Origin of the sequence: Aquiflexum gelatinilyticum, assembly GCF_024741135.1 — a bacterium.
GTDB lineage: Bacteria > Bacteroidota > Bacteroidia > Cytophagales > Cyclobacteriaceae > Cognataquiflexum > Cognataquiflexum gelatinilyticum.
Map to the genome: position 1 here is coordinate 764499 of NZ_JANSUY010000001.1, position 15067 is coordinate 779565.

The 15067-nt window shown below is 39.9% G+C and carries 17 protein-coding genes; 16 read left to right on the forward strand and 1 reads right to left on the reverse strand.

The genetic code is table 11. The annotated features are described in order from the left end of the window. The 9 genes from trpC (at position 1) to NU887_RS03310 (ending at position 7914) form a co-directional block, all read left to right on the forward strand. Positions 1–819: an indole-3-glycerol phosphate synthase TrpC gene (trpC, locus tag NU887_RS03270; RefSeq protein ID WP_258422049.1), complete on the forward strand. Its 819-nt coding sequence runs from the start codon at positions 1–3 to the stop codon at positions 817–819. A gap of 1 nt (position 820) precedes the next feature. After that, positions 821–1447 (forward strand): phosphoribosylanthranilate isomerase, encoded by a 627-nt coding sequence (locus NU887_RS03275; protein WP_258421918.1) that lies wholly within the window; start codon positions 821–823, stop codon positions 1445–1447. Positions 1448–1509: 62 nt separating this feature from the next. Continuing rightward, positions 1510–2688, forward strand: coding sequence for a tryptophan synthase subunit beta (trpB, locus tag NU887_RS03280; protein WP_258421919.1), 1179 nt, complete (start codon positions 1510–1512; stop codon positions 2686–2688). A gap of 164 nt (positions 2689–2852) precedes the next feature. After that, entirely contained in the window at positions 2853–3626 is a 774-nt protein-coding gene (gene trpA / locus NU887_RS03285) for a tryptophan synthase subunit alpha (RefSeq protein ID WP_258421920.1), read from the forward strand. A 4-nt stretch (positions 3627–3630) separates the two neighbouring features. After that, entirely contained in the window at positions 3631–4650 is a 1020-nt protein-coding gene (gene aroF, locus NU887_RS03290; protein ID WP_258421921.1) for a 3-deoxy-7-phosphoheptulonate synthase, read from the forward strand. A gap of 196 nt (positions 4651–4846) precedes the next feature. Then, on the forward strand, positions 4847–5629 hold the full coding sequence (locus tag NU887_RS03295; protein WP_275982328.1) for a phenylalanine 4-monooxygenase: 783 nt from the start codon (positions 4847–4849) through the stop codon (positions 5627–5629). A gap of 257 nt (positions 5630–5886) precedes the next feature. Further along, a complete protein-coding gene (gene hisH, locus NU887_RS03300) occupies positions 5887–6480 on the forward strand; it encodes an imidazole glycerol phosphate synthase subunit HisH (protein ID WP_338080961.1) in 594 nt (197 codons plus the stop codon). Positions 6481–6682: 202 nt separating this feature from the next. Beyond that, entirely contained in the window at positions 6683–7402 is a 720-nt protein-coding gene (gene hisA, locus NU887_RS03305) for a 1-(5-phosphoribosyl)-5-[(5-phosphoribosylamino)methylideneamino]imidazole-4-carboxamide isomerase (RefSeq protein WP_258421922.1), read from the forward strand. A gap of 92 nt (positions 7403–7494) precedes the next feature. Next, positions 7495–7914, forward strand: a complete 420-nt coding sequence (locus NU887_RS03310; RefSeq protein WP_258421923.1) for a hypothetical protein — start codon at positions 7495–7497, stop codon at positions 7912–7914. A 138-nt stretch (positions 7915–8052) separates the two neighbouring features. On the opposite strand, the gene proC is transcribed toward NU887_RS03310, so the two are convergent. Continuing rightward, positions 8053–8856 (reverse strand): pyrroline-5-carboxylate reductase, encoded by an 804-nt coding sequence (gene proC / locus NU887_RS03315; RefSeq protein WP_258421924.1) that lies wholly within the window; start codon positions 8854–8856, stop codon positions 8053–8055. Between the two features lie 204 nt (positions 8857–9060). Here proC and NU887_RS03320 point away from each other — a divergent pair, with 204 nt between their 5' ends. The 7 genes from NU887_RS03320 (at position 9061) to rfbB (ending at position 15012) form a co-directional block, all read left to right on the forward strand. After that, the gene (locus NU887_RS03320) at positions 9061–9480 is read left to right on the forward strand and encodes a hypothetical protein (protein WP_258421925.1); all 420 of its coding nucleotides are present in this window, start codon (positions 9061–9063) and stop codon (positions 9478–9480) included. A 13-nt stretch (positions 9481–9493) separates the two neighbouring features. Then, on the forward strand, positions 9494–9943 hold the full coding sequence (locus NU887_RS03325) for a hypothetical protein (RefSeq protein ID WP_258421926.1): 450 nt from the start codon (positions 9494–9496) through the stop codon (positions 9941–9943). Between the two features lie 10 nt (positions 9944–9953). Further along, on the forward strand, positions 9954–10154 hold the full coding sequence (locus NU887_RS03330; RefSeq protein ID WP_113924503.1) for a helix-turn-helix transcriptional regulator: 201 nt from the start codon (positions 9954–9956) through the stop codon (positions 10152–10154). 125 nt (positions 10155–10279) lie between these two features. Next, the gene (locus NU887_RS03335; protein ID WP_258421927.1) at positions 10280–11461 is read left to right on the forward strand and encodes a 6-bladed beta-propeller; all 1182 of its coding nucleotides are present in this window, start codon (positions 10280–10282) and stop codon (positions 11459–11461) included. Between the two features lie 100 nt (positions 11462–11561). Beyond that, the gene (locus NU887_RS03340) at positions 11562–12725 is read left to right on the forward strand and encodes a glycosyltransferase family 4 protein (protein ID WP_258421928.1); all 1164 of its coding nucleotides are present in this window, start codon (positions 11562–11564) and stop codon (positions 12723–12725) included. A gap of 96 nt (positions 12726–12821) precedes the next feature. Then, on the forward strand, positions 12822–13874 hold the full coding sequence (locus NU887_RS03345; RefSeq protein WP_258421929.1) for an NAD-dependent epimerase: 1053 nt from the start codon (positions 12822–12824) through the stop codon (positions 13872–13874). Between the two features lie 88 nt (positions 13875–13962). After that, positions 13963–15012 (forward strand): dTDP-glucose 4,6-dehydratase, encoded by a 1050-nt coding sequence (gene rfbB / locus NU887_RS03350; protein ID WP_258421930.1) that lies wholly within the window; start codon positions 13963–13965, stop codon positions 15010–15012. Positions 15013–15067 lie beyond the last annotated feature (55 nt).

The window sequence follows — 15067 nt, forward strand, 5'->3', positions numbered from 1 at the left end:
ATGAATATTTTAGATAAAATAATTGCCCACAAAAAATTAGAAGTTGCTGAAAAAAGCAGTTTGGTACCTGTAAAGTTGCTTGAACAAAGTGTCTACTTTGACAGCAATGTCGTGTCGATGAAAAAGTATATCAAGCACGAAGACAAAACAGGCATCATCGCAGAATTCAAAAGGAAATCCCCTTCCAAAGGAGCCATCAATACCAATGCCTCGGTGGAGACAGTCAGTATTGGTTATATGCAGGCAGGTGCTTCTGCATTGTCAATTTTGACCGACAAAGAGTTTTTTGGCGGAAAAAATGAGGATTTGACCACAGCCAGGAAATTCAATTTCTGTCCCATCCTTCGGAAGGATTTTATCATCGATGAATACCAAATCATCGAAGCCAAGTCAATTGGAGCAGATTGCATCTTGTTGATTGCAGCGGCATTGGAGTCAAAAAGGCTTAAGGAATTGGCGGTTTTTGCGCATTCTTTGGGATTGGAAGTGTTGATGGAAGTTCATGATATTGAGGAATTGGATGCTTCAATCAACGAGCATTTGGATCTGATCGGAGTCAACAACCGAAGCCTGAAGACTTTCGAAGTTTCTTTGGAAACATCCTTTGGTCTTGTGGATAGGATTCCCGCAGAATTTATCAAAATCTCAGAATCGGGCATTTCCCGGCCCGAGACCTTGATATCACTGAAAAATGCAGGATTTGATGGATTTCTTATCGGGGAAAATTTTATGAAATCCGCGCGTCCTGAGCAGGCTGCATATAATTTTATGCATGAATACAGAAGATTATTGGTAGAAAATCAAGCAATTTCTCAATAAAATGAAGCTAAAAGTCTGTGGCATGCGAGAATCCGCCAACGTCCGAAATCTGTTGGACCAAGTCCAACCGGATTGGATGGGGTTGATTTTCTACCCGGCTTCCCCAAGGTTTGTGGACGATATCCAAGCAGATTGGATCAGAGATACAAAGATCAGGAAAGTAGGCGTATTTGTTGATGCGTCTCTTACAGATATTGCTGAGAAAATTCAAAAGTTTGGGCTTTCTACAATCCAGCTTCACGGAAATGAAAGTGTCGAGGAAGTAAGAGAAATCAAGGAAAAAACCGGTTTAGAGGTTTTCAAGGTATTCTCCATTGACAAAAATATCGATTGGAAGCATTTGGAGGGTTATCTTCCACATGTGGATTATTTCCTCTTCGATACCTTCACCCATACCTACGGTGGCAGCGGCAAAACCTTTAACTGGCAAATCCTCCTAGATTACCCATTCGACAAACCCTTTTTGCTCAGCGGTGGTTTAACCTTAGGACACCTGGATGCCATTGGGGATATGAAGTCCAAAGTTCCCCAATTGCAGGGTTTAGATATCAACTCCAAATTTGAAATCGAACCAGGACTAAAGGACATCGACTTGGTCTCTGAATTCAAAAAGTCATTAAAATTTTAAAATGAATCGCAAGCTTGGATTGTCTTGAATCTTGTGTCTTGTGTCTAAAATCTGAACAAAAAATGATCAAAATCGACGAAAAAGGCTTTTATGGAAAATTCGGCGGGGCGTATATCCCGGAGATGCTCCATCCCAATATTGAGGAACTCAGAGAAAACTATGAGCAAATTATGGCCACACCGGAATTTCAAAAGGAATTCAGAGGCTTGCTCAAAGACTTTGTCGGAAGACCGACTCCATTGTATTTTGCCTCTAGGCTTTCCGAGAAGTATGGCGCCAAAATCTATCTCAAAAGAGAAGACCTTTGCCACACCGGTGCACATAAAGTGAACAATACAGTGGGTCAGATTATCATGGCCAAAAAACTTGGAAAGAAGCGCATCATTGCAGAAACCGGTGCCGGACAACATGGAGTCGCTACAGCTACAGTCTGTGCGTTGATGGGGATGGACTGTACGATCTATATGGGTGCAGTGGATATCCAAAGACAGCGGCCCAATGTCGAGCGAATGAAAATCCTTGGTGCTAAGGTTGTTCCTGCGACTTCCGGTAGCCAAACCCTCAAGGATGCTACCAATGAAGCGATGCGCCAATGGATCAATAATCCTGTCGATACACATTATATCATCGGTTCGGTAGTCGGTCCACATCCATACCCTGAAATGGTGGCAAGGTTCCAATCTGTTATATCCGAGGAAATTAAATGGCAGCTCAAAGAAAAAGAGGGAACCGAAAATCCTGATGTGGTCATCGCATGCGTGGGTGGAGGTAGTAATGCTGCGGGAGCTTTTTTCCATTATTATAATGTTCCCCAAGTAAGATTGGTGGCTGCAGAGGCCGCAGGTTTGGGAGTGACATCAGGAAAATCTGCTGCTACGACTGTTTTGGGAACTTCAGGAATCCTGCATGGCAGCAAGACTTTGTTGATGCAGACAGAAGATGGGCAGGTGGTAGAACCCCATTCTATTTCAGCAGGATTGGATTACCCCGGAATCGGACCAGTTCATGCGCACCTGTTCGATATTGGAAGAGCGGAATTTGTGGCTGTGGAGGATGAGGATGCCATGAAGGCCGGAATCGAACTCAGCCGTACTGAAGGAATCATTCCCGCGATCGAAACTGCACATGCGATCCATGCTTTGAACCTGATAGAATACAGCAAAGATGACATCATTGTAATTAATCTATCAGGAAGAGGAGACAAGGATTTGGATACGTATATCAAATGGGGAGGATATTAGGAAGGATGAAGGAGGAAGTGTGAAGTACGAAGAAGACAGAAGTCGGAAGACAGAAGACAGAAGTTTTTAAACCCTCTTCTCAATCCTTTGTCCTTTTCACTTAATTTCCAACTTTTAACAAAAACCAATCTCATGTCTTTTGTCTCACGTCTCACGTCTTAACTATGAATCGGATAGATAAATTATTTCAAACCAAAAAAGAGCGGGTGCTCTCTATATATTTTACTGCAGGTTTTCCAAAACTCGAGGATACGCTTCTTATCATGCAAGCCATTGAGTCGGCCGGTGCTGACATTATCGAAGTTGGAGTTCCCTATTCTGATCCGATCGCAGATGGCCCTACCATTCAGGACAGCAATCAGATTGCCTTGGACAATGGCATGAGCCTAAAAAAGCTTTTTGAGCAATTGCAGGACATGCGACAAACTGTTTCTTTGCCGGTGGTCTTGATGGGATATTTGAACCCGATCATCCAATACGGGATGGAGGCTTTTTGTAAAAAATGTCAGGAAATCGGCGTAGATGGGCTGATTCTCCCTGATCTGCCCATGCAGCAATACTTAGATGAATTCAAGGAAATCTTTGACAGGTATGACCTTCGCAATACCTTTTTGATTTCTCCGCAAACAAGTGAAAAGAGAATCCGGGAAATTGATACCCACTCCAATGGGTTCATTTACATGGTTTCTGCGCATAGCATTACCGGCGCAAGGACAGGGATTTCAGAAGAACAGATTGCCTATTTCCAAAGATTGGAGGCCATGAACCTTAAAAATCCGAGATTGATCGGGTTTGGGATTTCCGAATCAGAAACTTTCACCACCGCCTCCAAATATGGAAACGGAGCCATCATTGGCAGTGCTTTTATCAAAAAAATCAAAGAAAGTCAGGACCTAAAATCTGACATTGAATCTTACATACAGTCCGTAATCCATTGAAATTATGATTGTCCAGTTAAAAGAAGAAATTACAGATTTGCAAAAAGACAAACTGATCAACGAGATCAGTCAGATCGGCTATAAGATCACAGAAGTCAAAACCCAATTGGGAGATTACCTGATCGGGATCGGTAAGAATGATTTTGACATCCGCAAAATCGGTCAGCAGGAGGGTATCAAAGACATTCATATCGTTTCGGACGAGTACAAACTTGTCTCCAAAAAGTGGAAAGTTAAACCGACTTCGATTGACCTTGGCGATGGCATTTTCATCAAAGATGGCGATATGGCGATCATGGCAGGACCTTGTTCTATTGAGTCTGAGGACCAAATTGTCAAAATCATCAACCACCTCAAGGCCACCGGCATCACCATGATGCGTGGCGGTGTCTTCAAACCACGATCAAGTCCTTATGCCTTTCGGGGATTGGGAATTGACGGTTTGAAATTATGGTTTGGTTTGGCCAAAGAAGCCTGTATCAAAATCGTCACCGAAGTCATGCAGGTTTCACAGATCGAGGAAATGTACCCTTATGTGGATGTGTATCAGGTAGGGGCGAGAAATACCCAAAACTTCAATCTATTGGATGAATTGGGAAAAGTGGACAAAGCCGTAATGATCAAAAGAGGTATTTCCGGTACCATCGAGGAATTGCTCCAATCTGCGGAGTATGTTTTTTCGGGAGGAAATGAGAAATTGATTCTCTGCGAAAGAGGAATCCGTACCTACGAAAGGGCAAGCCGAAATACATTGGACCTGAATGCAGTTCCGATCTTGAAGGCAAAATCTCATTTACCTGTGATAGTGGATCCTTCGCACGGGATTGGGATCAGGGAATATGTACCCCAAATGGCACTTGCAGGTGTGATGGCAGGAGCAGACGGGATCATTTATGAAACACACGAGATTCCTGAAAAAGCCTATTCAGATGGGCAGCAAACCTTGGATTTTGCACAAAGTGCCTTGTTGGCGGATTGGATCAGGAAGACTTTTGCTATGCGCAAATCCTTCACTTTAATTTAATTGGCCATCATTCTGCTTTTGGGTAAGGTTACAGGTTTTGTTAATTTTGAAAAGGAATCAAGTTAGATTGAATAGTGAATTGTTTGAAGTTCGAAATAGGTTCCTATGGACTATTGACTGAAAGCTATGGGCAATTATTGGATTTCAGAATTGCGGATTATCTTACAAAAAGAATATACAACCCAAATATAGAATAATGAATAAACCCAAAGACTGGGTCTTTTCAGACCCGAGATTACAAAAGTTGGAGCAGGATTATGCTGCTTACAGAAAGGAGGATTTTGAAGTATGGCGGATTCTTTTCGAAAGACAGATTGTCAATCTTCCCAAAGCGGCTTCGGAAGCCTATTTGGAAGGAATCAAAGAAATCAACTTCACTGCAGACAAGATTGCGGATTTTGAAGACGTCAACAGGAGACTGGCCAACACCACAGGCTGGCAAATCCAAGTGGTTCCTGGTTTGATTGACGATGACCTTTTCTTTGGCCTGATGAACAACAAAAGATTTTGTTCTTCTACATGGTTGAGAAAAATGGAGCAGTTGGATTACCTCGAAGAGCCTGACATGTTTCATGATGCCTTTGCCCACATGCCGATGTTGACCAACCAACCATATGTGGATTTTCTTGAAAATCTCAGCGGATTGGCACTCAAGCATATCGATAACAAATGGGCGATCGAATTGCTATCGAGGATCTATTGGTTTACGATTGAGTTTGGATTGATCCGCGAAGTAGGCCAAATCAAAATCTATGGGGCAGGAATCCTGAGTTCCGCAGGAGAAACCAAATACAGCCTATCCGATGAACCCGCCCACTATGAGTATGATGTCAAAAAGATTTTGAACACCCCTTATTGGAAGGACAAATTCCAGGACAAATACTTTATCATTGAAAGCTATGAGCAGTTGTTCGAATCATTGCCTGAGATTGAAGAAGTCTTAGAGGAAATGGTGTCAGAAGAAATGAATAAAAATTAAGAATGATGAATTCTGAATTTTGGAAAGAAGTGAAAAGTACGACGAAATAAGTAAAATGGTAAGAGGTGGAAGGTACTAGGAATTGATTCGGTGGAAGTTAAGAATTCGCCTATCAATGAAAAAAACCAGTCCTTGTCACTTTAAACGCAGAGTAAATTCTTTGGTGTTTTCCTCAAGAATATAAATCTAATAAAATTAAAATTTAGGCTCAGTTTAGGGATGTCTCACATCTCAAATCTTATGTCTCACATCTCAACATGAAAGTAGCAGTCATCAAGTACAATGCAGGTAATGTGCAGTCCGTCCTTTATGCTTTGGAGCGGTTAGGGGCGGAGGCTGTTCTTACCGATAATTTGGAAGAAATAGCCAAAGCTGACAAAGTGATTTTTCCAGGACAGGGAGAGGCGAGTACTGCCATGCGCTACCTAAAGGAAAAGCAGTTGGACAAACTTATTCCAAACCTTACCCAACCATTCTTTGGCGTTTGTCTTGGACAGCAGTTGCTTTGTGATTATTCAGAAGAAAATGACACGCCTTGTTTGGGAGTATTTCCCGTTAAAGTCAAAAAGTTTATCCCCGAAAGCTACGTAGACTTCAAAGTTCCTCATGTTGGCTGGAACAACCTTTTTGATTTGAAAACCCCATTGTTGGAGGGTTTGAATGACGAATCTTTTGTCTATTATGTCCACAGCTATTACTGCGAATTGAGCGATTTTACCATTGCCAAAACCCACTATGTGCTTGATTTTGCGGGATTGATGCACAAGGATAATTTCTACGCCATGCAAGCCCACCCCGAGAAAAGCGGTAAAGTAGGGGAAAGGATCTTGGAGAATTTCTTGAGGATTTGAAAATTGAAAAATTGCAAGATTGAAAAATTGCAAGATTGAAAAATTTGAAAATTTAAAAATTAGAAAATTCTGTAAACCTATATATCCGAATTTGTGAAATACTATTTCCATTATTCTTTCCTCGACTAAAACAACATCACCGCTGCGACTGAAAACTGGCTACTGAAAACTTACTTCCCACTTCCCACTTCCCAACTTCCCCATGAAAATCATCCCAGCCATAGACATCATCGGCGGCAAATGCGTCCGGTTAACCCAAGGAGATTACAGCCAAAAAAAAGAGTACCATGACAGTCCTTTGGAGATGGCAAAGCGTTTTGAGGGAGTCGGAATCGAACATCTTCATTTGGTGGATCTTGACGGTGCAAAGGCGAAGAAAATCGTCAACCTTGAAGTCTTGAAAAGTATTGCCGAAGGAACTTCCCTGAAAGTGGATTTCGGTGGGGGTATCCAATCCGATTTTGATATCAATCTGGCATTTGAATCCGGTGCAAATCAGGTTACAGGTGGAAGCATAGCTGTCAAAAATCCTACTTTGTTCGAATCCTGGATGGCAAACTTTGGTGGAGAAAAAATCATTTTGGGTGCAGATGCCAAGGACCGGAAAATAGCAATCTCAGGTTGGGAGGAAACCACAGCGATGGACCTGATCGAGTTTATCAAATCTTACCACGCCAAAGGAATCCAATATGTAATCTGCACTGACGTGGCAAAAGACGGATTATTACAGGGTCCCTCAGTGGAATTGTATCTGGATATTTTGGCTGAAATTCCTAGTATCAAACTGATAGCAAGTGGTGGAGTTGCAGGAATAAGGGATTTGGAAGAACTTCAAAAAATCGGAGTTTATGGGGCTATTGTCGGGAAAGCTTATTATGAAGGAAGAATAACTCTTGAGCAATTAGGGAATTTTGGCAGATGAAACTGAAGAATTTAGAATTTTTTACCAAATTTAGGTGCCTGATTATTAAATATTCTTTTAAATCCTCTAATCCTCTATCCCTAAAAAATTCTATGAAATCCAGACTCTTAGCTTTTCTCTTTTTAATATCCCTACACAATGCATTTGCACAGACAGATGTCAGTTTCCATGCCAAAGGAATAGAGGGTTGTTATACAGATTATAACATTGCCTTCACCGAAAGAGGCGCCAACCCTGTAACAGATGGACAGCATGATGTGGTCATATCTGTCATCCACCAAGGAAAGAGTGAATGCTATCTTGGTAAAGCAACAGTCAAAGGAGGAAAATTTACAAATCCGGTGATGATCCAAAAAGATGATATGACTTTTGTACCCTTAAATACCATATTCAAAAGTCTGGATCAAAACTGGCTTGAAGAACAGGACATGTCAACCATCAATGATATTACTGATGGCATGAGTAATGTTTTTGTTACAAAAGATAATTATGAGTTGAGGATGTTCTTTTAAACATTCGTTCATCCCAATGTCAGGGCAAACAGGAAAGCACCTCCTGCTGATGTATTATTGAAAAAGTAAACCTAGGAGAATGCTCAGCTTTTAAAACAAATTCCCTGCTTCTAAAATAAGAGGCAGGGAATTTTAGTATTATTTCTTTTCAATTTTTTCATAGGAAGCCAAAACCCCCCTGACCATTGCTGCTGAAAAACCCTGGTGCTCCATTTCATTCAGCCCGACGATCGTACAACCTTTAGGGGTAGTGACTTTGTCGATGGCTTCTTCGGGATGGATGTTTTTTTGGATCATTAATTCTGCCGCTCCCTTTACCGTTTGGTTTACGATTTTGCTAGCGGTATTGGCATCAAATCCAATCTGAATTCCTCCCTGAATCATCGCCCTCATAAATCTCAGTACATAAGCAATTCCACAGGCACCAAGCACAGTCGCCGCTTCCATTAGACTTTCGTCAATGGTGATGCTAAATCCTACACTGTTGAATAAATCCTTTACTTGAGCTTCAGTCGATTCGGTGATATTCCTTCCGCATATGCAGGTGACAGATTCACGGATATCCGCTGCGATATTGGGCATGGCTCTGAATGCCACAGTTGTTGCATCAATTTCTCCAAATATTTCATCCAAAGTGATTCCTGTCGCGACAGACACGATAATCTGTTTCTTGGGATCAAGAACGGGATTTATTTCTTTTAAAATAGCCGAGACATTATATGGTTTCACGCCAAGAATAACGATGTCCGCTTCTTTGGCAGCGATCAAATTGTCCGAATGAACGCGGATGCCTTTGTCTTGGAGATAAAGTAAGTTGGCCGGGTTTCTTTTTGTGACGTGGAGGTTTTGTGGCAAAAAATCAGCCTGTTCCAACAGGCCATTTGCGATGGAAGTTCCGAGATTTCCGCAACCTATGATTGCGATTCTGATATCTTTCAACATGTGGCTTTTCCGGTGTTTAGGTTTGAAGACTAAAGGTAAATAGGAATGGGTATTTTTTTGGTGTTTTCCATTCATTTATAAAAATGATCACTAAAAAGCCTTAAGTCTAATTATTCGCATAAAGGATAATTTTAAAAAATTTATCAAATTTATTTGACTATATGTAAAACAAACTTTACATTTGGTAAAAATATCTTTACAAATATGAAAAATGATGATTTATTGTATGTGCCGATGTTGGAAAGGAAATGGAGACCCTTGTCGTTTCTGTTTTTTCCATTGCCGGTGGTTATCGTGATTGTCTTGGCTTTGTTGCAAGTGGGATTGAGTCCTGACAATGCAGCCGAAATTATCTATGGAAGTTGGGCGGTAGGTTTCACGCTTTTGAACCTTACCAAAGAAAAAATAGAGGATGAGATGGTCAAGACCTTTCGGTTACAGGCATTTCAAACCGGATTTTTTTGGTTGATGTGCGGCTTGGTGGCTATCATGGTGGTCAATTACCTTCGTTTTGAAGATATTAGACAAGAAATATTTTCAGCGCCATTGGTCTTGTTTCTTCTCAACGGCTATGTATTTGCAGCATTTGAATATCAAAAATGGAAAGCATCTAAAGAACTTTAAAAACCTTAAGAACATGTTGACGAAAATATTATTGCCTCATAAATTTCAGATGATAGGATGGATTCTCTTTTTCCCTTTGGCTATTTTATTGGTTTTAAATGGATTTTATGATTACGAAATAAATTGGCTTACATGGAATAATTTCCGTTCGGGAGATATTTTAAATTCCTCAAACGAAAATTTCACAAATGAAATATCTATTGTCGGAACTTTCCTGTCCTTGTTTTTTATTGCCTTTTCCAAAGAAAAACAAGAGGATGAATACATTCAGAAGATTAGGCTGGATAGTTTGTTGATCGCATTTTATGTTTATGGACTGCTTACAGTATTTGGAACTTTGGTTTTTTACAGTGTAGGCTACCTCGAATTCATGGGATTCAATATGTTTTCAATTCAGTTGGTGTTTATCATCAGGTTCAGATGGGTGATGTATAGACAACAGGAAACCCTTACTTTGATTTAACCTTGGCAATATGAAAAACACAGTCAAAGTAGAACGTGCCAAGAAAGACATGACCCAACAGGACCTTGCGGATAAGATCGGTGTCTCCCGGCAGACGATCAATTCTATTGAAGCGGGAAAGTATGTTCCGTCTACTGTCCTTGCGCTCAAAATAGGGCGTGTGTTTCAGACGCCATTGGAATTGATTTTTGAATTGGAGGAAGGGGATTAATTAGTTGATAGTTGGCAGTCGCAGTATGGAGAAATTGGTATTTGAATCTCCCCTCTGACTAAAAAATAGTGAGAAAACAGGAAAGTTTATATTGCGGATTTAGGTGATTTTTATAATTTAGTTTTATGAAAGAAAACAAAGCCATCACTTTTTTCCTATTGACCTTCCTGCTGATTCCGATCTTGATTTCTTGTGAATCAGAAACCAAAGGGGATGCTAAGATTATACAAGTGGATGTGGATGCTGCTCAAAAAGGAAAAATATCAGATCATTTCGAATCCATTGAATATATCCTCTTGGATTACCCAGACAGCCTTCCGATTGTCAATCTTTTCAAAATGAAATTGGCAAATGATCGGATTTTGGTCGAAAGCAGGGAAACCGCAGCGGTTTTTGTTTTTGACAGAAAAGGGAATCTTCAGAATGTTATCAGGAATTATGGTGAAGGGCCAGGCCAATTCCGGTTGATTGATGACATGTTTTTGGAAGGGAATTTGGTAAGAATTCATTGTACATATTTGAAAAAGTATTTGATTTTCAATTTAGAGGGAGAATTAATTGAGGAAGGAAAATTGGACGAAATTGCCGATCGAAGTTATATAGGGAAGGATTTTTCACTCTTCCAATTTCAAAAAGGGGAAGGGCCTGAGAAATATACAATTATAAGGAAGGGCAAAGAGAATGAGGTAGATGGTTTTGTACCATTAAAACAAGGAAATGAGGATTTTTTGAGATATAACAATATTCAAGGATTTCAATATGATCCTTTCCGTGATTCCTTTTATCTCACAAGTATGAATACTTATGAAATACCGTTGATGGATGGAGATGGATTTTTAAAACAAAAACTCAATTTTGATTTTGGTAAAAACAACTTTGAAACTAAAAGAAGGATTCAATTCACAAAAGATCCAAATGGGGAAAATACCTACTTGATTGAAAATAAAATTGTTCAATCTATCAATTCATTCTTTCCCTTCAAGAATAAAATTTTTGTACACTTTTTTTCAGGCATCAGAAATTCTCATTTCCTGTTTTTGGATAACAACTTTGAAATTATCTATCATGTCAATGAACTTGAAAATGATTTTGATGGAATGAAGCTTAAAATGTGGTCTTGGGCTTATTCAGAAAATGAGATCGTTTATGCCCTGGATTCTAAGCAGTTATATAACGATTACGTCGAAACCTTCAATGATAAGAAAGTCACAGTAAAAAAAGGCGATATTCATGATTTTTTTAGGAACAATAAAGAAAAACTGAAGGAGGAAAAATATGTGTTGGTGGTAATGAAAGTCAAAGAATAAACACTTTGATTTTGAAACAATCCTTTTGACTTTTTTGAGATTTTTTCCTGTCCCAAAGCAATAAAAAGTTATATTTGGCATTTTAAACGCAAAAAACTGAATGTCAAAAATCATCCGAATCACCACAGTACCTATTTCATTAAAGCTTTTACTTTCAGGACAAATGAAGTTCATGAAGGATGCCGGATGGGAGGTATTGATGGTCAGTGCTGATGGCAAAGAAATAAATGAGGTAGTCAAAAAGGAAGGATGCCAGCATGTTGTGATTCCTTTTACACGAAAAATCACTCCGTTTCATGACCTCGTCTGCTTGTGGCAGCTCTACAATCTGATCAAAAAAGAAAAGCCTGATATTGTCCATACCCATACTCCAAAAGCTGGGTTGTTGGGAATGTTGGCAGCTAAAATGGCAGGGGTCAAAACAAGGATTCATACTGTAGCCGGCTTGCCGTATATGGTGGCCGAAAAGCAGAAAAAGAGCCTTCTTGTCAATATCGAAAAGCTTACCTATTCATGGGCAACCCAAGTGTGGCCTAATTCCCCTTCTTTGAAAAAATTCATTGTCGAAGAAGAATTGGTCGGACAGGAAAAATTGAAGGTAATTGGATTTGGTTCCTCTAATGGCATTGATTTGGAGAAATTTAACCGTGGGGTCTTGAAAGAAAACCACCTCGTAGCAGCTACCATGAGAATCATGCCCGGAGACAATGAATATATCATCCTTGCCGTTGGAAGGCTGGTGAAGGACAAAGGAATAGAGGAACTCGTCACTGCGTTTTTGGAATCAAAAATCTCCGAAAGGTCTAAGCTTGTATTACTCGGTTCTTTTGAACAGGATCTAAATCCAATAGATGAGGAAATAGTCCGAAAGATCAAAGACCATCCAAGAATTGTCCAAATCGAATGGACAGATCATGTCGCGCATTACCTTGCATTGGCTGATGTTTTGGTTCACCCGTCGCACAGAGAAGGATTTCCCAATGTGCTTTTGGAAGCCGGTGCCATGCAGGTTCCGATTATTTGTTCGGACATCATCGGAAATACCGACATCGTGACCAACAAAAAAACAGGATTGGTATTTCCTGTTAAAAACAAAGAGGTTTTAAAAGACGCTTTGGAATTTGCCTATGTCAAGCGTGATTTTATGCAGCAATTGGCAGATAATTTGTACGCTGAAGTGGAGGAAAAGTATCAGAGGAAGAAAATGCATCAGTTGATTTTGAAGGAATATCAATATTCTTTGCACTTAATCGAAGGAAATTAAATTTGTTAAAAGTAAAAATCCTTAGAAATAAAGAGGACTTAGGTAAATTAATTTAAATTTTATTCGTTTTTTAGCAATTAAATTAAGCAAAAGGAAATGAAATATCTTGTTACAGGTACTGCAGGTTTTATCGGCTTCCATGTCGCGTTGTATCTTCTTAATAGGGGAGAGTCTGTAGTAGGGGTTGATAATATCAATGATTATTATGATGTCAACCTGAAGTATCAAAGGCTTGCCGAATGTGGAATCGACAGGGGAAATGTTTCTGATAACAAGAAAGCAGTCTCTTCTAAATATCCTGAATATTCATTTTATAAAATGGACCTTGCAGATAAGGCTGTTTTGATGGATATTTTTGAAAAGGAAAAAATTGATGTAGTCATCAATCTTGCTGCACAAGCTGGAGTAAGATATTCACTGACCAATCCTGATGCCTATATCACTGCCAACATTCAATCATTTTTGAACATACTTGAAGCTTGCAGGGCATATCCTGTCAAACATTTGGTCTATGCTTCTTCCAGTTCGGTATATGGGGCCAATACCAAGATGCCTTTTTCAACTTCTGACAACATTGACCATCCTGTAAGTTTGTATGCCGCTACCAAAAAATCAAACGAATTGATGGCGCATACCTATAGCCATTTGTTCAATATTCCGACTACAGGACTGAGGTTCTTTACGGTTTATGGACCTTGGGGAAGACCGGATATGGCTTTGTTTTTGTTTATACAAGCCATAGAAAAAGGACAACCGATTCAGGTCTTTAACCATGGAAAAATGAAAAGGGATTTCACCTATATTGATGATATAGTAGAAGGAATTATCAGGGTAGCTGATAGACCTGCCAAGCCAAATCCGGAATGGACAGGCCAAGATCCTGATCCGGGATCATCTTATGCCCCTTTTAAAGTATATAATATTGGCAATTCCCAACCTGTGGAATTGATGGATTATATCGGTGCCCTTGAAAAAGCCATGGGAAAAGAAGCCATCAAAAACATGCTTCCTTTGCAGCCGGGAGATGTGCCTTCTACTTATGCTGATGTCACCGATCTTAAACGTGATACCGGATATCAGCCACAGACCTCGGTAGAAGATGGCGTTGCAAAATTTGTAGCTTGGTATAAAAAATCCTACGGGAAATAAACCTGTTCAAGTAATTCGCTGTTAATCAATAAGCTTTGGAGAAAGGAATTGTCTCTACTCCAATTTTCCAACTTTTCAATTCGCAAGTATGAAAAAGAACATCCTCATCACTGGAGGCGCAGGATTTATTGGCTGTCATGTTGTGCAGCTTTTTGTCCAAAAATACCCTGAGTATCATATCATCAACCTCGATTGTCTGACTTATGCCGGCAATCTTGAAAATCTTAGCGAGATTGAAAATTCTAAAAATTACACTTTTGAGAAAGTGAATATTTTGGATGTGGAGGCCTTGACTTCGGTTTTTGAAAAACATCAAATCACAGACGTGATCCATTTGGCAGCAGAGTCCCATGTGGACAGGTCTATTACCGATCCTTTGGCATTTGTCAAAACAAATATCATCGGCACCGTAAATCTACTGAATGTCGCCAAGTCATATTGGAAAAATCTGGAAAACCACCTTTTCTACCATGTCTCTACAGATGAGGTTTATGGGTCCTTGGATCATGGCGGATTCTTTACTGAAACTACACCTTACGATCCTCAATCTCCTTATTCAGCTTCAAAAGCAGCCTCGGATCATTTTGTAAGGGCTTACAGCAATACTTACAAATTAAAAACAGTCATTACCAACTGTTCCAATAATTACGGGCCAAACCAATTTCCCGAAAAGTTGATACCGCTTTGTATCAACAATATAAAAAATAACCGACCTCTCCCGGTGTATGGAAAGGGTGAAAATATCAGAGATTGGCTATATGTCGTCGACCACGCCAGAGCCATTGACATGGTATTTCACAATGGTAAGAGTGGAGAAACTTACAATATCGGCGGCTTTAATGAGTGGATGAATATTGACATTGTGAAGCTTCTCTGTCAAAAGATGGATGGAAAACTCGGAAGGGAAAAAGGAACCTCCGAAAAACTCATCACTTATGTCAAAGACCGGGCAGGACATGACCTGAGGTATGCCATAGATGCTTCCAAAATTCAGAAAGAACTAGGATGGGAGCCAAGTCTTCAGTTTGAGGAAGGAATCAGTAAAACCATAGAATGGTATTTGGAGAATGAAACTTGGCTTGATAATGTGACCTCGGGGAATTACCAAAAATATTATCAGGACCATTATGGCAAATGATTTTCCCATTTGACTATAAACGAAAAACACCCGGCCATTTGGCCGGGTGTTTTTC